This window comes from Paracoccus broussonetiae, from assembly GCF_031854425.1.
Taxonomy (GTDB): domain Bacteria; phylum Pseudomonadota; class Alphaproteobacteria; order Rhodobacterales; family Rhodobacteraceae; genus Paracoccus; species Paracoccus broussonetiae.
Genome location: NZ_JAVRQI010000019.1, coordinates 1 through 19,335 on the forward strand (window position 1 = coordinate 1; position 19,335 = coordinate 19,335).

Annotated in this window: 19 protein-coding genes and 1 pseudogene; 4 read left to right on the plus strand and 16 right to left on the minus strand. The window is 62.4% G+C overall.

Going from position 1 to position 19,335, the window contains the following annotated elements; genetic code table 11:
• Positions 1-138: 138 nt before the first annotated feature.
• Positions 139-1,788: a nicotinamide-nucleotide amidohydrolase family protein gene (locus RM190_RS20120; protein WP_311761265.1), complete on the minus strand. Its 1,650-nt coding sequence runs from the start codon at positions 1,786-1,788 to the stop codon at positions 139-141.
• Between the two features lie 584 nt (positions 1,789-2,372).
• Positions 2,373-2,525 carry a hypothetical protein gene (locus RM190_RS20125; protein WP_311761266.1) on the minus strand — a complete coding sequence of 51 codons (153 nt, stop codon included), beginning with the start codon at positions 2,523-2,525 and terminating at the stop codon, positions 2,373-2,375.
• Between the two features lie 266 nt (positions 2,526-2,791).
• Between RM190_RS20125 and RM190_RS20130 the strand changes: the two genes are divergently transcribed.
• On the plus strand, positions 2,792-3,220 hold the full coding sequence (locus RM190_RS20130; RefSeq protein WP_311761267.1) for a hypothetical protein: 429 nt from the start codon (positions 2,792-2,794) through the stop codon (positions 3,218-3,220).
• On the opposite strand, the gene RM190_RS20135 is transcribed toward RM190_RS20130, so the two are convergent.
• From RM190_RS20135 to RM190_RS20155, 6 genes and pseudogenes are all read right to left on the minus strand, one after another.
• Complete coding sequence (locus tag RM190_RS20135; protein WP_311761268.1) at positions 3,212-3,424, minus strand: hypothetical protein; 213 nt, start codon at positions 3,422-3,424, stop codon at positions 3,212-3,214. The two genes, RM190_RS20130 and RM190_RS20135, sit on opposite strands and share 9 nt — an antisense overlap.
• Before the next feature lie 1,359 nt (positions 3,425-4,783).
• Positions 4,784-4,911 (minus strand): annotated as a pseudogene (locus RM190_RS23440) (IS5/IS1182 family transposase); the annotation flags it as partial.
• Between the two features lie 167 nt (positions 4,912-5,078).
• The gene (locus RM190_RS20140; RefSeq protein WP_311761269.1) at positions 5,079-6,926 is read right to left on the minus strand and encodes a relaxase/mobilization nuclease domain-containing protein; all 1,848 of its coding nucleotides are present in this window, start codon (positions 6,924-6,926) and stop codon (positions 5,079-5,081) included.
• Positions 6,919-7,476: a plasmid mobilization relaxosome protein MobC gene (locus RM190_RS20145; protein ID WP_311761270.1), complete on the minus strand. Its 558-nt coding sequence runs from the start codon at positions 7,474-7,476 to the stop codon at positions 6,919-6,921. The genes RM190_RS20140 and RM190_RS20145 overlap by 8 nt, the downstream gene beginning before the upstream one ends.
• Positions 7,477-8,347: 871 nt before the next feature.
• Positions 8,348-8,659 (minus strand): H-NS histone family protein, encoded by a 312-nt coding sequence (locus RM190_RS20150; protein ID WP_311761271.1) that lies wholly within the window; start codon positions 8,657-8,659, stop codon positions 8,348-8,350.
• A gap of 462 nt (positions 8,660-9,121) precedes the next feature.
• A complete protein-coding gene (locus RM190_RS20155) occupies positions 9,122-10,012 on the minus strand; it encodes an ArdC family protein (protein ID WP_311761272.1) in 891 nt (296 codons plus the stop codon).
• 797 nt (positions 10,013-10,809) lie between these two features.
• Here RM190_RS20155 and RM190_RS20160 point away from each other — a divergent pair.
• The gene (locus RM190_RS20160; RefSeq protein ID WP_311761273.1) at positions 10,810-11,058 is read left to right on the plus strand and encodes a hypothetical protein; all 249 of its coding nucleotides are present in this window, start codon (positions 10,810-10,812) and stop codon (positions 11,056-11,058) included.
• Between the two features lie 101 nt (positions 11,059-11,159).
• Here RM190_RS20160 and RM190_RS20165 read toward each other — a convergent pair whose 3' ends face one another.
• From RM190_RS20165 to RM190_RS20180, 4 genes are all read right to left on the minus strand, one after another.
• Positions 11,160-11,420: a WGR domain-containing protein gene (locus tag RM190_RS20165; protein ID WP_311761274.1), complete on the minus strand. Its 261-nt coding sequence runs from the start codon at positions 11,418-11,420 to the stop codon at positions 11,160-11,162.
• 471 nt (positions 11,421-11,891) lie between these two features.
• A complete protein-coding gene (locus RM190_RS20170; RefSeq protein ID WP_311761275.1) occupies positions 11,892-12,533 on the minus strand; it encodes a hypothetical protein in 642 nt (213 codons plus the stop codon).
• A 13-nt stretch (positions 12,534-12,546) separates the two neighbouring features.
• Positions 12,547-12,801 carry a hypothetical protein gene (locus RM190_RS20175; RefSeq protein WP_311761276.1) on the minus strand — a complete coding sequence of 85 codons (255 nt, stop codon included), beginning with the start codon at positions 12,799-12,801 and terminating at the stop codon, positions 12,547-12,549.
• 664 nt (positions 12,802-13,465) lie between these two features.
• Positions 13,466-13,738, minus strand: coding sequence for a hypothetical protein (locus RM190_RS20180; RefSeq protein WP_311761277.1), 273 nt, complete (start codon positions 13,736-13,738; stop codon positions 13,466-13,468).
• 102 nt (positions 13,739-13,840) lie between these two features.
• Between RM190_RS20180 and RM190_RS20185 the strand changes: the two genes are divergently transcribed.
• Together RM190_RS20185 and RM190_RS20190 are read left to right on the plus strand one after the other, a co-directional pair.
• Complete coding sequence (locus RM190_RS20185; RefSeq protein ID WP_311761278.1) at positions 13,841-14,095, plus strand: type II toxin-antitoxin system VapB family antitoxin; 255 nt, start codon at positions 13,841-13,843, stop codon at positions 14,093-14,095.
• On the plus strand, positions 14,096-14,521 hold the full coding sequence (locus tag RM190_RS20190) for a type II toxin-antitoxin system VapC family toxin (protein ID WP_311761279.1): 426 nt from the start codon (positions 14,096-14,098) through the stop codon (positions 14,519-14,521). It abuts the gene before it with no gap.
• Between the two features lie 330 nt (positions 14,522-14,851).
• Here RM190_RS20190 and RM190_RS23480 read toward each other — a convergent pair whose 3' ends face one another.
• From RM190_RS23480 to RM190_RS20205, 4 genes are all read right to left on the minus strand, one after another.
• Positions 14,852-15,145, minus strand: a complete 294-nt coding sequence (locus RM190_RS23480) for a zinc finger domain-containing protein (protein ID WP_449301383.1) — start codon at positions 15,143-15,145, stop codon at positions 14,852-14,854.
• A 74-nt stretch (positions 15,146-15,219) separates the two neighbouring features.
• Positions 15,220-17,037: a ParB/RepB/Spo0J family partition protein gene (locus RM190_RS20195; RefSeq protein WP_311761280.1), complete on the minus strand. Its 1,818-nt coding sequence runs from the start codon at positions 17,035-17,037 to the stop codon at positions 15,220-15,222.
• 255 nt (positions 17,038-17,292) lie between these two features.
• Positions 17,293-17,667, minus strand: a complete 375-nt coding sequence (locus RM190_RS20200) for a DUF3768 domain-containing protein (RefSeq protein WP_311761281.1) — start codon at positions 17,665-17,667, stop codon at positions 17,293-17,295.
• A gap of 1,118 nt (positions 17,668-18,785) precedes the next feature.
• A complete protein-coding gene (locus tag RM190_RS20205; protein ID WP_311761282.1) occupies positions 18,786-19,265 on the minus strand; it encodes an SOS response-associated peptidase in 480 nt (159 codons plus the stop codon).
• Between the last annotated feature and the right edge of the window lie 70 nt (positions 19,266-19,335).

A 19,335-nucleotide genomic window follows, 5' to 3' on the forward strand; every position in this document is an offset into this window, starting at 1 on the left:
CGAGAAAACCGTGGCCGTAGCCCTTGAACAGTTGCGGGTGATCGGGGACCGGGACACCAGCAACGATTACTTCATCGTCTTTACTGCGGATCGAACGGCGATCGAGCAGGCACGCGCGTTCGAATGGCCGGACGCCGATTAGCCGCCCCTTATCGCCCCATGTGCCATGCGCAGCGCGGTCAGGATGGTTGACGCCAGTACCTCTTCCGGCCCCCCGAAAAACTGGAACTCTTGCGCGAGCGGAGCTTTTCCCTGCAATCCGCAGGAAATGCAGACATAGCCGGGGGGCTTTCCTTGGTCCTCGGTCGGGCCGGCGACCCCCGTCACAGCCACGCAAATATCCGCCTTCGGGGACCGCTTCAGCGCGCCCGCCGCCATCTGGGCGGCAACCTCGGGGTGATAAACGGTCTTTTCCTCAATCAATTGCGACGAGACGCCAAGAGCCGCGATCTTCTGGGACGCCGTGTAGGTCACGAAACTGCCCTCCAGCACGCAGGAGCTGTCCGCAACTTCGGCGAGACAGGCGGCGATCAGGCCGCCCGTACACGATTCCGCCGTGACGATGCGCATCCCGCGATCTTCCAGCCCGCGGCACAGTTCCGTGGCCGCCGCGTTCAGATTGGTCGGGAAGCTAAGGTCCGCCTGCGTCCTGCAAAGGACAGCCGGGCGGAACAGCCTTTCGTCAAGTCTGTCAAAAACGGCAAGCCGGTCGGATGGTTGCTTGAACCGGACAGGACCCAGTCGCGCGGTCCAGGTCCCGCACAGACGGTCCCAAACGGCCTCGACAGCCCAGCGGGGGATGCTGCTCGGTTGCAGCCCCATGGCATCCAGCAGCGCGGCCCCTTTGGCGCGCGGATGCCTGTTCGCGGCATCGGCAAGCGCAAATACCGCGATGTCCCATTCCAGGGGGCTGACGCGGATATCCGCTCCGTCGCGCCGTTTCAGGATGAAGCCATCGGTCAGGTTTCGGCTCGCTTCCGGTAGTCCGGTCGCCCTTGCAAGCCAGGGAACCTCCCACGACCTCGTAAGATCCAGCAGCGGCGCCAGATCCCCTGCGCTTTCATGGAGGTGCAGGGTGCCGAGACCGAAATCAGCAAGGTCCGCACTGCTTGCAACTGTAGCGCCGAGGCCCCGAGCCTGTTCGTATAGCAGCATCCTGCGAAGCCGTGCGCCAAGGTCGCTGTGATTTATCTTATCGGTCCCGGCGTCTGGCGTCGAGACCGCATCCAGCGCCGCGAAAATCGCCTGATATCCGACGGACAGACCCAGGTCGAGATGGTCTATCCCCAGCATCCCGCACGCTTCGGCGGCTTGCGCGGATGCCGGGCAGTTGCGATTGCCGAGAAGAGTAAGCCCCCTCACCCGCCACCCAGCCGCCTTGAGCAAGGCCCCGGTCAGTGCGGCGTTCAGGCCGCCCGACATGTCGACGACCGCCGCGACCATTTCCGTCTGATGACGGTAATTCGCCAACCTTGCAACAATATCGGACCGGAGCCGTGCCAGATTCTGGGAATTCGGGAAATATCCCCCTTCTATCTGCTCATTCAGACATTGGGCGAACCACGGGTCCAAGTCGGCCCGAGCGGTTTTCGCTAGCAGCTTCAAAACTTCCGAATGTCCATTTCCCGGCATGTTCTCCCTCGAGAACTCGCTAAGGCAGAGGTAATCTTGTAGCACGATTGTTGAACTGTGCTCAATCAATCGGCCAGGATACGCCATGTTTAATTGCGCCGGATCCACAATCTGCGCTATTCCCTCGCGATCTGGAATGGCAGAGAAGAACAGCAACAAAATCCTTGTAGCTGCAGATTATATGCCAACCAGGTCGCTCAGATCCGACATAGGCTTCACCATGACTGTACGATCCTATGAGACCAGAAACACATCCTGCCCGGCGGATTGCGCAAATCGATCAGGAGAGGCAGACACTCGACCTACTTGAAGACATCGATGAAGTGGAACTTCTGGCTCGCGTTCGGATGGAGCAAGTCCCGGACCGGACGGACGAATTTCAGCCAGACACAGGCCCCTTGCCACAGCAATAGGTTCTGGTCACTGCAAAGCAGCTGATGGGCTGCGCGGGAATTACCGCGGAAGCCTGTCCGAGATTAAGGTCTTTCATTTCGCTCTCGATCGGGACGCGCTCGATTGAGCGAATGACGCGTTTACCGATACCATGCTGAACGGTCGAAACCTTGAATCATGATCCGTAGCCCATCCATTGGATCTCCTCTCGCAAGGGTAGCAAGTTTCCACTCGACGTTCACCGAGAGCTCCGACGTATACGAATTCCAGAACGTGCACTTGGCCACAACCGGGCCATAGCACAGAACCCTCGTCTCGATCGACCCAAGGCGCGGCCTTTTTGCGTTTCAGGTCTCGGACGGCTGTTGCTCTGCGTCGATCTGCGCAACCAGATCTTCGAACACCGCCTCGACCTCTTCGTCGCTGAGGTCGGCTACCGGCGGAGCGTCAGATTGAATCGGTTCTTCGGCCGAGTATGTCGTCCTTTCAGTGCCCAGCATGTCACCCTCTTAGAGTTGGATGGCACGAGCAAGATATCTCACTCCACTCAGGATTTCCACTCTTCGATCGGTGGCGCGGCAAATCCGGCACCTTGGGCACTTGCTAGCGGACGGTGCACTGCCGCTGGTTCGATCCTGATCAGTCTGGAACAGATAGCCGCACTTCAGGTTCTCCTCGACGGCCACCCTAGGAGATGGTCAGTTAGGCTGAACGGTAGTTCCTGGTCCCCGGACGAGGATCCGCCCTCCTCAGGGAGAACGAGAGAATGGCAAACAAGACGATCCGGTCGGTGACCTATGAAAAGCGCGTCGGCAAGTTCAAGATTGTGAACGATCTCAATGGTGTCGCAAAGGCTCTGCTAAACCACTGCGATCCGAACTCCGAAATATTCAAAAAAGCAGCACTCGCTATTCTCGAATTCGACGAAGGAACAGTTGACCAGGAAACGGTTCGGGGGGCCTTCCTTGAGGCGATGACTGCGGCGGGTATATTGGTGAAGGGGGCGCATGAAGCCAACTGCAACAACAAGCGGCCTCGCGATGACGCGCCCTCGCTCACTTCAGCTCAGAGAAGCAGTCAGAGGCACGCGGCCATCGACCATGAGCGGTCTAACGACACCCGTGCCGATCTGGGTGAGGGCAGGCTGACCAGGTCGGCGGTTCCTAAAAAAGGGGCAACGAGCAGGTCAGGTTAGTTTGCCCAACACCTCACAGGCCAACATATCTGTGATGAAGGTCAACCAGTTCTCAAGGCCAAATCTGGGATCGAACTGATCCACATGATCGATTGCCCAGTTCAAGGTTGTTGCGACGAGTTCTTCAGCCCCTTCCTCGTCAAGTTGGAATGTTCTCGCGTGCTTCAGGAGTCCAGGCACGCACGCCAACACACTCTCGTCCATCGGGCACCCCTCCCCATACCACCGACGACCTGACAGCCGAGAAACGCAAAATTGTGGACCGGGTTCCGCCCCTCAGCATCGACTCTCTGGCATCGTCGAACTACTTTGTTCTTGTCCTGTTCTCATTTCTCACCCATGCCCCCGAAGCGCTTTTCCTCGGACTCCTTCCGAATCCCGAGGCTTTACCAGCGTGGAGAGAAGGGCATGTTGCTCTCAGTCCGCTGCATGATGTGCAAGCGCACGGCGCGGTTCTGGGCGACGGATCTGATGAAGGTGGTCGGGCCGTATCATCAGGCCCATCTTCCTCCCTTCAAGTGCGGCCGGTGCAAGACCTCGGAATATCTGAACGCTTCGGATCCTGCTGTGACGCATGTCGTTGGCGGATGGAACTCGAGCCGGGCTCCGATGTGGCCGGGGTTCTGGTCCGCGCGCCGCAACCCTCAGTGCCCTGGCCGACGCTCAGCGCGCTTTTGCTGACGGCCGGTATCACGGTGCTGCAATGGCGCCGTCGTCCGTCACGGAATGCTGTGTCCCCCGACTAGGATGGAATGATCCGCGATCCCGGTGACAGGGCCTTCACGTTTCGACCAATCTGCCGGACGCGAACCGCTGGCGGCGACAGGGTTCCGGCTGAGGGCTGCGGCAGGTCCAACCCTCGCGGGAAAGAGACAGTCGGGCAGGTTCTGGACCTGGACCTGCTGCGAGTGGTGGTGGATCGCTATGGTGGCCACATCGGTTGTCCCGCAGCAGCTAAAGGCGGGTATTGGCGCAAGCTGGAAAACGAGGAGTTGGACCTCAAAATCCCTCGCGAGGCTCAGCCCGCTGCTTCGAGCGGACAGGACATCCGGAAGCGCTCTTCCTGAAACGGGCTGGAGGACTTGCAATGCGTAGGCCGGGATCGACGACTGTATCGGCACCTGCAGAGGATGCGAAATTAAAATCACGTCTGATTATGTCGTGATATTTGAGGCTGTCTGTGTTATCGTGGCCGCCCGCAGCTTATGCTGCCAATCTGGGAGGACGTCAGATGACCAGCGACCTGAAACGCACACTGCGCCGCGCACTGATCGAAGAACGTCAGAAACTCAAGGGAGCAGTGGGTGTGTTGCAAGACAGCGAGAACCAAACAAAAGCCGATTAATGGGCGCTTTAGTGTCCGGGACGGCGGGGCACACACCCCCGCCGTTTTGCGTTCGTGCAGGTGGAGATTATAGGCAGGCCCAATTGGCGAGTTGATGCTGGATGGGCCGGCTCATCTGGGATGCTTTGACTTTCTCCGGCCGAAAGCTTCCTCTATCCGCATGCGGTTTCTCAGCGACAGGGCATAACCTTGCGGCGCGCGGCATCCGGTGTGGCTCAGGCCTGCCGCAGGTTGGCAACCAGCTCTGCCGCATCATACCCCTTGTCGACCCCAGCGTTAGACACCGGGTTGAGCCGGGAATGTGACGGTAGATCCCGTCGAGCGCTGCCCGCCGTCCCGCGCGGCCGAGGTGACCGGTGGGCAGTTGAGCACTTCCTTACCACAACCATTATCCCGACTCATATCGGGCGCCACCGGGCAATTGGACGGTTGGGGGGTGGCAATTTGACGACGATCTACTTCGAACTTGGGACCGCGGCGAGGCCCCGTCGCATTTGAGTGATACTTCCGGCGCTACAAGTCCCAGCCGTCTTCGCGCTCAAGCTTCGGATCCTGCTCTGGCGCCTCGCGCGCTTTCAGGCGCTCCGCTCCGACCTCTGCCTCGCGCACCGACAGGCCGAAGACTTGGTGACTCTTTGCCACTGTCATGATCGAGAGCGCGACCTCCCTGCGCTTCGCGGCATCCGGGAAGTCCACGGCCAGCATGCGGTCATCACCCGCCGCGATCCGGCGCGCCACGTCATCGCCGAAGCGTTCCTTCAGATCATCGGCGAAACGCCCGGCCTGGTCATCATCGCCGAATTGCAGCTGCTGGCCCTCCGCGGCGCCCCGCGCCATGCTGGCCAAGGTCCGGGTCAGGCGATCATCGACTTGATGTTGCCGCGGTTCCAGCGCCCGATCCAGAACCTTGGCCGCGGCGGCATAGAAGCCGTCGACCAGTTCAGCTGCCAGGCTGCGATCCTTCTCGCGGGTTATGTCGAGACGCCGGGCTTCTGCCACGGCGAGAAGATCGGCCTTGGTCCATTCGCGCTCCTGCCAGGCATTGAGCGCGCCGACCTCCAGCCGCCCGGCAATGACCTCGGGTGCGAGACCGATCCCTGCCCCCTCAGCCTGCACGCCTTTGCGCAACTCCTCGGAGGCAATCGGGTCGATTGGGACAGAGTTCCCCTCCCGACTGATTTGCCCGGTCGCCAGCCGCGTCTGATGCAGCGCCGCGCGCGGACCATGTTGCATCAATTCGGCGCCCCGAAGGTCGCCCAGGTCCTTCAGGATTTCGCCGCTGACCTGATAAAGCTCGCGCCGAAGCGCGCCGCGTTTATCGGGGGCCAGTTCATCGATCTGTTTTTCGGCATTCACGAACCAGCCAGAAAACTCTTGGCGCAGATCCCAATGCCCCTGAATTACGTTCTGATGCATGGTGAACTCCATTTCTTTCGGAATAATGATCCCGCCCCGTTCCAGGATCGAAGCGGCCTTACCGAGATTTGCTGCAATCTCGGCCAGAGAAACCTGTTCCGCGATCCCCGACAGATTGCGCATGATGCCGGCGCTATAAGCAATCTCGGCCAGAGCATCCTGCAGCGCCCTGCCCTCGCGCCTCCGTTCGCGCACTGGCCGGCCTTCACTGCGGGCATTTTCGATTTCAGCCCGCGACGGGCCATAGCTGAGAATGCCGCGCTCGAGCCGCGACGTCGCATCCAGTCGCACACCCTCTTCGGACGCCAATTCGACGATCCGTTCCTTCATCATCTCCAAGTTGAAGACATGATTCCTGGCCATGTAGAACCAGCTGCCATTCTCCAAGCCGCGATTGTTCACCACGATATGAACATGCGGATTGGCGCGATCGCTATGCAGCGCGGCGACATAAGCCCATTCATCCTCGGCGTGGATGCCAGATTGAAACATCTCCGCCGCCCAGAGCTCGGAAATCAATTTTGCTTTCTTCGGCGCAAGATCAGCAGGAAATGATAAAAGCAGATGCGTGGTATGACCATTCTTCGGTGCGCCGGTCCAGCCGTCGCTCCAGATATCGACGATCTCCTTGCGCTCCAGCGCAGTAAGCGATGTCCCATTCGGGTCGTGCTCCACCATGTTCCCAAACAGTGATGTCGATTTGCCGAAGAGATAATCGAACTGATTTCCGAGCTGCCGGGCGCTATGTGTGCCGCCACGCCCGATCTTTTTCAGGACGGCTGAATTCGATCCCTGCGCCATCAGCCACAGGTTCCGCGCCTTCGAGCCCAACCCGAAGCCACCCGCGACTTTTGTCGACCGATCCGTCAGAGATCGCGCCGCTCCGACCAGGTTGCGACGGAATTCGATCTCGCCGATCAGGTCGCGCGCGATCGAGTCAGACATCTCCGACCCCTGCGTACTTCTCATAGAGCCGGGTGCCCCGCCGGCGCTGTTCATCCACCACCGCCTTCAAATGGGAGCGGATTTCGGGGAGGGATCTGCGCAGATCATCGATCGCGGACCACTGTTGCTGCACCAGGTCAGTCCGGCCCCGGTTCGCCGCCAGAGCGATCTGGTTCACATTGACGCCGATCTTGTGCAACTCGGTCGCGACCGCTTCGATCTCGTCCCCGTCGGGCTGCTCGAACTCGAGCAGCCCGACGGCCATGCGCAGCAGCGAGCGCATGGCATCGGAGTTGCTCTCAAAACCGTAGCGGGCCTTGAAGCGGCTCAAAGCCTCAATCTCGACCGGAGAGACCCGGACGGCTATCGCGGCACCCGCCGATGTCGTCGCTTTGGCCGGACGAACACCCCGCGCCTTGATCTGACTGATCGCCGGCTGCGAGGTCCCAAACTCTCGTGCCAGACGCGAGACACCTTCGCCCGCCTTGAGGCGGCGAAGAATTTCACTGCGCTGTTCATGACGGAGCCGCTTCTGCCTCGGCGGGGTCATAACAATCCTTGTAAACAATACGCATTTCCTGCCATGTCCCTTTGCTGCCAGATGAGCGTAAACCTGTCAACGCAACCGGAGCTTGTGGAGGACGTTGGCTGGGGAAGCCATCGGTGCGGCGCAAAGGGTCCATTTGTTTTAAACAACAGGCTTCGGGCCAAAGGCCCGGCCGCTTCGGGCACCGCACGCCCTGCAGGTCACCCGCAGGCGGGTGGGACGATGGGACAGTGGTCCCGTCGGCTGGCACAGAAACCACAGGGACACCCGGTGGACCGCAAGTGGGAGGCAACGAATTGTCCACCACCCAAGCCGCCATGGCAGACAGGCCATCTACCGGCCCGCTGATCAGGCTCATGGCCGGGTTCGTCGGGCCTGCTGATGACCGGCGAGGGCGCCTCTCGCCACGCCCCCGAACCGCAGGCGCGCGCGCTCCGACGCCCGGTACCGAGCCGGCCATGCGAATCACATGATGGGGGGTGGCGTGGCGAGTCCGGCGGGTCAGCACCTGGACCGTCCCTGCCCGTCCCTTCCCATCGACCGCGCAGCGGCACAGTCGATGGGGAGGAGTAGGATGAAGGCTGGACGTTTTCACATGGCCGCCCAGCTTTGGGAGCCTCAGATGATTTCGGATCGGCCGACAGCTGCGGGCCTGTCAGACAGAGAGCATTTCAGGCTGGGCCGGAAAGTTTACGGCACTCGCATTATCAAGGCGCGCTCTATCATCCGAACGGTTCGGATAAAGCTGACTGCGCGGCAACCGAGCGCAAAACCGGAACAGCTCGATATTAGAGCGCGAAATGAAGAAGCGCCTGCTTCCTGCGAAACAGACGCGCTTTCTGTTTTAAGTCGGCCCAGATCGAACAGATCCGGTTCAGATCGCCAGATCGTCCAGAGATTTTCCGGCATCGAGCGCCTCCTGCACCCAGCGCGGTTTGCGACCGCGCCCGGTCCAGGTCTGATCCGGATTTTTGGGATGGGCATATTTAGGGGCGACGGCGGTGGACTTCTGGATGTCTTCGGAAAGCAGATCCTTCAGCGCGAACCCATGCTCCTGGGCCGCGACTTTAATTGCCTCGAGTGCCTTTTGCTTCTGCTTGGCCCCGTAACCATCGATGGCACGATCAAGCTTGCTGCGAAGCGCTTTCAGTTCTCTCAGGTCGAGAGCGTTGATATTGATGTCCATATGCCGTTGCTTCCCTTCAGAGTAGCATTTCAATTCGGATCGGCGATCCTTGCAATGGAGCAATAGGTTAGAAAACCAGCGACGACAATGAGATTTGCACAGTCATTTTGCACGATGCTACTGTCTCACGGGAATGTGCGAATTATCGCCCATGACGCCGAGATATCTTGAGGGTGAATGACTGCATAAACTCACTGATGCTTCCGATCGCTCTGCTCGGGCGAAGTTTCAGCGGATCTCCCCTTGATGGAAATCAATGGCAGCCTCATTTTGTCTCGCTCCTCAATTACCCCTTCTTTCGAGTAAGGGATCGGGCTGCTTTCAAATCCGGCCGCGACCGGCTCCCCTTGAGCCCGGCGCGGGCATCACGGGCTGAAATCCGGCCCCGCCGGATTTTCCGCTTCCCTGCCCATGGCCCGCCGCGGATCGCAGCGAGCTCGGGATCAGGGCAATGGAGGACAGCTAGGCTGCTTCGCCTTGCTGGATCAAGCCTCCCTCTCCGACACAGGACAGTAGAAAATCAGCTGCCTTCTGCGCCTCTGTCGCCGCCTTGAAGATCATCCGCTTGTCATCCTGAAGCGCGCGCAGCCAGCTTTCGACATAAGCGGCAGACTGGCCAAAATCTGGCACAAGGCCAAGCTGGGCGCACAGCATACAATTGCCGATCTCGGCAATCAGCTCCTCGAACGCATAGGCCTTGCGTTCCGCAAAGCGGCTCAGCCTGTCAAGGCGCGAGCCATGGCCGGTCCAGTGGCAGGCCTCATGGGCGAGCGTGGCATAGAACCCCGCGGCATCATGGAAACTCGAGATCATCGGCATGTGGATGAAATCCGCGCGCGGATCGTAATAGGCCTGCGGCTCGGCAGTGCTGCGGATATCGGCCCCGGTGGCGGCGAAGAAAGCCTCCAGACGCGGATCCGGCCGGGTGCCGAGATCGCAGACCGGCTGGGGCGGGGCGGCATGGAAGCCCTCCGGCAATCCGTCGATCTGGTCGGCATTGAAGACCCGGTAGCTCTTCAGGTAGGGGATGCGTTTCTCGGCGCCGCTCTCTTCATCCTCGCGGGCAACGGTACCGTATTTGACAACGGTGGCGCTTTTCTCGCCCTTGCGGACCTGTCCGCCTGCGGCTTCGGCCTGTTTGTAGGTGAACCACCAGGCGCTGCCATAGCCCTGCGCTGCCGCTGCAAGCCAGAGCATCAGCACATTAATGCCGCGATAGGCTTCGCCATTGGCGCGCAAGGGCATTTGAACTGCCCGGCCCTCCCCGGTCCAGGGCTTGCGCCATGCCGGGCTGCCCGCGTTGATGCTGGCCACAATGCTGTCGGTAACACGCTGATAAAGATCGAATGCCATCTTCCGTTCTCCGTTGCTGTCGCGGCGTCGGAGCTCGCGCCCCTGTCCGCGTTGGGCGACGCCTTTCCGTTCTGTTCTCTGGAAAACACCGCATGTTTTCCGGAGGGCAGAACGGGAAGGGCAGAGCCCTGCCCGTGGCCGCTGACTGGACGGTCGTGGGTCGGAAGGCCGGGGTGGTGCGGCCCACAGGCGCGCGCGCCGAGGACACGGCCCGGCTGGACGACGACGCGCGTCCCGCGCGGCGCCAGCCCATTGATCCGGCCGGACAGCGGATGCGAGGCGGACCACGACAACATGGAAAGCCGTCGGTGCGGGGGTAAGCCGGGCCTGCCCGGTCGATCCCCCGCACCGGCCGCAGCTCGTCCTGATCCGCGCGCCTGGCGCGGATCTCGTCAGCATTCTGCGTCAGGGAGCGTGACCCGCAGGGCCGAGACGGGCAGGATGCGGCGCGACCAGGACCGTCGCGCGGTCGGATGGCTCGGGACGAGACGGCCAGCGCCCGACGCAGCCGGGAGCATCCGCCTGACCGGCTCGGGTCCGGCCGCGGCCGGACTAGCGCCCGGTGCCGGGCGCCATCAGCGCCGGGCAGACGCCATGACCCGTCTCTGGAGCCAAGCAAAACGCCACATGCGCACCTCCATGTTCAAGTTCGGCGCTGACGGAAGTAGAAACGGCTGTTCCTCACCGCCTCCCATCCCGGCCGGCTGCGGAAATCCGCCGACGCTTTCCCCGCGTGGTGGCCACCCTGTGGTTGCGCGATTATTCCCGCTCGAAAGACACGACAAGGATATCCTGAGTTGCAACTTGAAGACCCGGCCCGCACCGAAATCCTCGCGAGCATCACTAGCGCCGCTGAGTCGCTGACCGAACTCGACGCCGCGCTGCATTCCCCCGATCTCGTCAATCTGCAGGGCAAGGTGGCAACGGTGATGGCGACCGAGATCGTACTGTTGCAGCATCTCGCAGCCAAGCTCTTCGACACCGATCTGCCGCATGATCCGGTCCAAATCACCGAGGCTCTGGCAGAGATCTCTGTCGACGCCTGAGCCGGATACGCCAAAAGCAGATCGTCGAGCCTGTCAAGGAAGAGCTAGGCACTCGGCGTGGCCTGACCAATAGTCCTGCCTGCGGTGACGCATCGTGGCCTTCAAGCCTGATAGCCGCGCCGGCGCTTGGTGGCTGCACGCCGCAGCAGGGCATTGATCGCCTTGCCCTCATCGGCATGCGGTTCGCTCAAACATTGCCCCGACCTGCCCATTCGGCCCCATTCCCGGACCAGGCATGCACCGCCGAAGAGGTCGGGCTCGACCGAGAGACGGTAGAAGCGCCGCATGTTGCGTTCGGGATCGATCCGCCGCAGCACCATCTCGCGCGGGAAAACCTCAAGCTGATCGTCGCGATCACACATCTGGATTTTTGACCTCCAGGGAAGGCCAGAATAAGCGCAGCAGGCCTCTCGCACCAATAGCCGGAAACCATGACATCGTCTTACATTCTGGGTGAGTGACCAGCGCGGCGTGGTAAGCGAAAACCTCAAGGTCCAGCGGACAGCGACCCGGTCAGGGATAAACTTCAACGCTTTCGGCGGGATCGAAAGGCCCGGCGAAAAACTGCGACCGCACGTCGGCTTCGCCGCGATCGGTGCGGGGCGAGTACCAGTCGCCATGCGCACCCGACGGTCTGGGGGGCCTCTCAGGGCAGATCTTAGGCGGCGCGAAGCGCGCCCACACCTTCCTCCATTCGGGTCGGGGTGGCATCGCGCGCGGCGCAGATCGAGGCAAGGTTCATTGGCGCTTCCAGGGCGCCGGCTTTCATCGGGATGTTGTCGTGATGCATGACTTGGGTCAAGGGCCGCGCCCCGAGGGCGCGGCTATATTGATCAGGCGCGGCGCTCGAGGGCGTCGAGGATGCTTTCGCGCAGAGCGATCAGCGGGTGATTGTCAAAATCATCCGTCCGCGCCTCCGGCTGATCCTGACGCGGGATTTCGTCATGGATGCGATCGGCCAGAATAACGGGCAGATCGGCGAGACGGGTATTGGCATAGGCTTTGCCGCCATCGCGGTATTCGACCAGATGGCCGGTCAGATCGACCAGACGCGCGAGGACTTCGCCTTCCTCGCCCGCTTCGCAATCGTGGACGATCCACCATTCCTGCGCCTCGGCGTGGTAGCCATAGACCAACCAGAAGCGATGCTCGCCGGGCTCGCATACCTCGATGCGGGTACAGTCTGGATCGTCGGATTCGTTTCGGACAGGCGAGATGCGAAAGCCGGTGAAGTCAAAGGGACTGCCACCCCGGCTCAGGCCGTTCAGCGTTATGGTCAGGGTGGCATCGTCGATGCGCTGCCCGGCACGACGATACTGGATGGCGCTGATCCATTTGCCATCGGCGGCGGCTTTGCCGCGCAGCTCGTCGAGGGTGAAGGTGCCGAGATACTCGGCGGTCACATCGAAAGCGGCCCAGAGGTTGAGCCAGCGTCCGTCGTTGCGGGTCAGGTCGGAAAAATTGCACAAGGTCATGGCGTCCGCTCCTTCACCGGCTCAAGTCGCGATAGCGTTGCGGATCTTCGTAGCGGATGACCGGCTCGCTATCGTTGGTGTAGGCGTCCCAGAACGGACCATGGAGCCCGGCAATCTTCGGCTCGCCTTGCAGTTCTCCGCGCTGGCGCGGGTAGGAGTTGAAGCCTTGGATTTGAAGGCCCATCTCATCGAGCCATGCATCCAGATTGTCGGGACGGAAGGTGACAGGTCCGTCCTCGGTGGTCATGGAAATCTCGTAAACAGGCATTGCGGCATCCTTTCCTTTGCGACGGCGGCGGGGTCTTGATGCCCCTGTCCGCGTTGGGCGGTGCCTCTCCGGTTTGATCTGGAAAAAGCCCCGTGCTTTCTCCGGAGCGAAGCGGGGAGGGCGCAGCCCTGCCCGCGGCCGAATGCCGGACTGTCACGGGTCGGGAAGCCGGGGTGGTGCGGGCAGGAGGGCGAAGCCCGACAACACGGCCGGCTGGACGACGACGTGCGGCACGCGCGGCGCTGGCCCATTGACCGGCCGGCAGGCGGGTGCTGGGCGGACCCACGAAATGGGAAAGACCACGCCCGGGGGGTGAGCGCGGGCCGCGCCCGCGTCGGTCCCTCCGAGCGGCTCCCAGCTCAACCGGATGCCGGCACCAGCCGGGATCACCAGATCATCTGGCGCCCAGCTTACCGCAACCGGGTCGCTCGATCCCTGGGGTCTCGCTCGCGGCCTGCTCGCGTCATGCGGGCGTCACCCGCAGGGCCAAGACGGGCCGGGCAGAGCGGTCAGGACCGGCCGGCAAATGGCTGGCTCGGGACGAGACGGCCAGGCGCCCGCCGCAGCCGATCGCATCGCTCGGCCTGGCTCGGGCGTAGGCCGCTCGCGGCCGGAGCTTGAACGCGGTGACGGCCGCAAAGCGGACGGCAGACGCCCCGGTGGATTACCGCAGCTCCCTCCGCAGGAAAATCACCGCATCACGGAAGATTCCTACGGCGCACATGTAGAAGTAGGCGACCAGCAGATAGCTGGTGCTCATGACGAGGTAGCCACGCAATGGCAGCAGTTCAGTATTGAACCTTGTGTATCGGCTCATCCAATCCGCCAATACGGCGGCCTGGCCCGGCATAAATTTCCAAGCGAGCACGAACGTCACCGCCAGCACTCCGATGGTAAACCAGAATTCGCCCCTACTCAGGCTTGCGTAACTTGTCATCATAGGCGCCCCACCCACCATGCAGAAAATCACTCTCGGTTTTGCCATTGCAATAGTATATACCAATATATACATACGAGGCATACCATCAAGGACAGACCAATGGCAATGCTAATAAAGGGCGAAGAGATCGACATTCTGGTCGCCAGATACTGCGCCATGACCGGCGAAAAGAACAAGTCTGAGGCGGTGCGCAAGGCGCTCGCGGCTCAGATCGAGACGCTGTCTCGGAAGGAAAGTCTGGCAGACCGGGTTGTGAAGATCCAGCAGGAAGCTGCGGCTTTGGGGTTCGTTTCCACTGGCACGGACATTGAAGGCGACAAGGCGTTCATGGACGAGATGTGGGGCGAGAACTGAATGTTTCTCGACGCGAGTGCCATCGCGGCGGTTTTGTTGCAGGAGTCTGACGCCACTGCCTACCTGAAGGCCATGGAGTCGGCGCGTGGCAAGCTACGCTATTCCCCCATCACCCGGACTGAAGCCGTGCTGGCGCTTGTGCGCAAGGCGGTCGAGCGGCGCGGCAAAGGCCCTGCGACGGCGGATGACTATGCACTTGCCATATCCCTAGTCGAAAAGCTGCTGACGGCCATCGAGGCGACAGAAGTTGACATCACCTCAAGCATAGGCGTGGAAGCGATCCGGGCATTGTCGATCTATGGCAAGCAGGTTGGGCACCCCGCTCAACTGAACATGGGTGATGCGCTCTCCTACGCCTGCGCACAAGCCTGTCATGTGCCCTTGCTCTACAAGGGCAACGATTTTTCCCAAACCGACCTGGTCTGAAAAGATGGGCGGCGGCCTGCCCGGCAGGGTCGCCGGCGTCGGACAGGCTGGGTCAGGGACGGCCCGGCAGGGGGCTGCTTGCAAGCCCGCGCCCGCGCGGGCGCATCCTTGACGAGCGTCGTAGAGTGCCAAGATACGGGTGGTGGTGGATAGTTCCGGCCCCGGCCAGCGCCCGGCGCTGGCCGGGTTAACAGCCGGACGCGACTGATGGCGCAACGGTTCATCCGCGCAGCGGTCGCAGCAGCTCTGGCTCGCCAGGGCGGCGGCGCCGGCAAACTCCGAAGCACTGATCGCAGAAAAGCCGCCCCCGAGGGCGCGCCAGGAACATCCTCACCACAAGGATATTTCAGGGGGCATTGCGTCACTCGATATGATCGAGCTGGGCATGTTCAATCTCTGGCCCGACCTCGCGGATCGACCTGCCAGCGGTCCGCAACGCGGATGACCCGATGCATCTGGCCCATGCTGGTCGATGAAAACCCGGTCGGCCTTGATGCCGCGAGCGAGATGCAGGCCGGCGGCGCGGTGGCCGCTCGGGCGACGACACCAGACGCCGGCGGCCGCGCGGCAGTCAGGACAGGGAACGGCCTGGACCGGGTGTCGATGGATGGTGAAATCAGCCATGTTTCACCTCCTTTCCTGATGATCCTGCTCCCGGTATCCTCGTTGGTTGGGGCGCTTTCGCGCCCCAACCTCGATCATTTCATGCCTTCGGGCAGCCATGCGTCGATCCGCGCGGCCTGCGCCTCGGTCACGCCATGGGCGCTGCGAGTGGCGTCGTCGCTGAACAGTGCTTCCAGCTTGGCGGACTTCTCGGCCTTTTTCAGCTTCCCGAAACTGGTTGCGGTCGGGTGATCTTCGGGCAGGTCCAGCAGTTCGCGCCAGAGTTCATTGAGGTAAGGCCCACCGACCCGGGAAAAGAAATTGGCGGTGGTCGGGGTCCAGACATCACGGATTTGCGGTGACGTCTCCTTGTCGATCAGGGCGGACAGTTGCTCGTCGCCGCCACGGAACAGGGCGGCAAGGCAGCGGATCAGTTCGCCATGCTTGTGATCCTGCGCCTTTTGACGGAAGGCCCGAAAGGATTTGGCGAGCTCCTTGCCATACATGTCGCGCGGCGACTTCTCCGCCAGACGCTCGTCAAGGACATAGCCTTCCGCCTCGGTGCTGGGCCAGTTCGGCACGTCCTCGGTGGCAAGGCCGAACGGTTTGCGCCAGTGCAGGCCATGGCTCAACTGATAGGCCAGCAGGTCCAGAAGCAGGTCGGGATCGCGCAGGATGGCATGTTGCCGCGCACCCATGGCAACCCGGCCGAGGTCATCGCGCGGCGCGTTGCTGATCGGGGATTTCGGTGCCGCCGTGCTGTCGGTATGGCCGGAAGGGCGCAGCAACCCGGCCTTGATGGCGGCGGCCCGGTCTTCGCGCTTCACCAGCCCCTCGACGGTGTTCAGGGTGCCGCTCTGGTCGACATGGAACAAGACGCCCGACACGGCTCTTTGCTCGTCGCTGAAAGCGCCGTCCAGAATGGCTTGCAGTGCGGCAAGCTCAGCCTCACCCTCGTCATCCAGCGCGCCGCCGTTCGCCAGGTCGACCAGCTCGCTGCACCGCTCGGTTTCAGCTTCGGTGAGATCACCCTCCTGCGCATAGAGGCGATCGAGCTTGCGCTCTTCGATCTCGTGGTAGCCAAGATAGGTGCTGCGGATCGGTTCGGCCCATTTCCAGCCTTCGGCGGTGAAGCGTTCGGCGCTGCCGTCCAGTTCGGCCGTGAACAGGTCGTCCAGCAGCGCCACATCCTCGAAATAGGCTTGGTCGGCAAAGAGGTCGGCGGTGACGCGCCCGCCTGCAGCCTCATAGGCTTCCTGCCCGACAAACACGGCGCGGCGGTCGGTATTGCGCACCGAATCCGACTTGAGCATCTGCTTGATCTGGTGATCGCTGAACCCTTGACCGCGCACCCGATCCAGCACGGCGAGGCTTTGGGCCTCGTCCCCGCTGATGGTGAAAGCTGCGGCATTGGCAAGGGTGATCTCGCCCGCCTTGAGCGCGTCCAGCACCGGCACCGGCAGGGCGGCGAGCCTGAGGCGGCGGTAGACATGGGCCTCGGTGGCACCAAAAGCGAGGGCGATGGCGGGCGCGGCAACGCCCCGCGCGGCCATGCTGGCATATTCGCGGATTTCGTCGGCCGGGTGGGGCTGTTCGCGCTGGTGGTTTTCGCTCGATGCCCAAGTCTGGGCGGTTGCCTGATCGGGTGCAATCCTGACCGGCACGGTGGCGAAGCGCGCATCATCCTGCAGCAGGGCGAGGGCGCGAAGCCTGCGGCCACCGGCCACGATCCCGATCTTGCCCCCCTGATCGCGCAGGCCCGCAAGGTTCTGGATCAGGCCAAGTTGGCGGATGTTCGCGGCCAGCGTCTCGATGCCCGCCGGATCGAACATGGTGCGGGGGTTCAGGTCGGAAACATAGAGTTCGGCAAAGGGCACCTGCTCAAGGGGGCTGGTGATGGTGTCGTGTTTCATGGGGTCAATCCTTGTTCGGAGGTGAAATTTTTGTTATGGGGGCCCCGCCCCTTATGGGGCGAGGCGAGGGGCTCAGGCCCCGTGCTGGTCCAGGAAGGCGCGGCCGATCTTGGCGGAGAGACCGCCCTTCCTGATAAGCACCAGGGCTTCCCGGCGGCGTTGATCGATGATCGCTTGAGTCATGTGTTCACCCCCTTTCTGATTGTGGTTGCGGGAAGCACCGGCCCGCCCGGAGCAAGCGGGCCGATCTCGGGGTCAGTAATCCGAGGGGAACAGGATGGTGAGGACGCGGGCGGTGACGGCGAGGTCGGCCCCATCCGGCGATCCGAAAGAATAGTCGTTGTCGTAGAGGTCGAGCTTCCACCAGATACGGCGGTCCATCACATCGAGGGTACCGAAGTCGCGCTCGCCAAAGGGGTCATTCGACTCGGTGAAATTGCCGTCCTGCGCTACGGCGAGGATGCAGGCGGTTTCAAAGCTCCGACCCTGCGCGGCGATGGCGTGGGTGAACACCATCCTGCCCTTCATGCCCTCGGGCATCCCCGCGATCATGCCCCGGCGGAACTGGTCATTCTGGCGAGCAATGGCGACGGTTGAAGCGGTCGGGAAATCGCGCGCATCACCTGTCACCTGACACTGGGGGCACATGGAAGGCTGCACAGTAGCGCCGAACCCATGTGCGCAGGCGGCACAGACATGGCGGGAACAACCCATGGCGGCATCTTCGCAGCACGGGTCGAGGTCCGGTTGCGCCTCAGTCTGATTTGTAATCATTGGCTTTCCTTTCGTGGTGATGCGTCGGGGTCTTGCTGCCGCTGTCCGCGTTGAGCGGTGCCTTTCCGATCTGTTCTCTGGAAAACACCGCGTGTTTTCCGGAGGGCAGAACGGGAAGGGCAGAGCCCTGCCCGTGGCCGCTGGCCGGACGGTCATGGGTCGGAAGGCCGGGGTGGTGCGGCCCGCAGGCGCTGGCGCCGAGGACACGGCCCGGCCTGAACGACGACGCGCGTCCCGCGCGGCGCCTGCCCATTGATCCGGCCGGACAGCGGATGCGAGGCGGACTAAAGGAAAGAGAAAGGCGTCGGCCTGGAGGTGAGCGCGGGCCGCGCCCGCGTCGATCTTCCTGGACGGCCGCTGGACCAACCGGATGCCGGCACCAGCCGGGATCACCAGATCATCTGAGGCGCCCAGCTCAGCGCAGCCGGGTCGCTCGATACCTGCGATCTCACTCGCCGCCTGCTCGCGACATGCGGGCGTCACCCGTCAGGGCCGAGACCGGCTGGGCAGGGCGACCAGGACCGGCAGGAGAATGACTGGCTCATCGAGACAGACAGTCACCGGCCGCAGCCGGTCGCATCGCCTGGGCGGGCTCGGGTCCGGCCAACAGGCCGGACTGGGACGCGGTGCCCGCTGAGGCGGGCAGGCGCCCAGACTTTGTTGCCCATAATTCAGGCAGGACAGGACACACCATAGCAGGCGCGGGAAATATGCATCAGCGTCCACAAGTCTATCCACAGGAAATGTGGGTAACTCGCGGCATCAACTGGCAGCATCCGCACCCCTAGCTTCGCTAGCGTGAGCCGCCACCTCGACCTATCCCGCAGCGGCAACTTGCTGTTACCCATCAGGCCTTCAGGGGTGATGCCGGAGGAGGGGCGTCCGCCGCCGCCGCGTATGTCACCCGACCGCGCTTCGGCACGGGAACGATCCGCTAGGGATCTACGGACAGCCGCTGGATTTTCGGCGTGCAGCTAGTCCTCGAAAGGCTCGATGAGCTCGGGACCGTTATCATCGATACCAAACCGCGAGACCGCGTGATGTCGGAGCCGGGTGCCGGCGCCAAGTTCCCGGTCATCCGTCCCACCCAGCCACGCGGCGCGCTCGTCGGAATTCAGGATCACCCGCATGCGCGTGTGAACATCTGCGACTGTGACATTGGCAACGCGGGTCATGATCATGCAGGTCAGAAGATCCTGCCAGCGCGAGGCAAGACCCGCGAACCACAAGGTTTCCTCGTTGCCCGCAAACCCGATGAAATGCGGCTGTTTGGAACCACGCGCGCCGGTCCATCCATAGTACCCCCCGGCCGGAATCAGGCAGCGGCCATAGCGCCAGACGGAGCGGAAGGCGGGCTTGTCCTTCGCGTCCTCCAACCGGGCATTGAGGGTAGCGAGCTTGAACTCCTTCAACTCGCCCTTGTGCCAGGACGGCACCAGCCACCAGCGTGCCACCGGGGAGCGGGTTTGTCCTTGGCGAAGATCAGCACGCCGTCAGTGGGCTTGATGTTATAGCGGCGGGAGA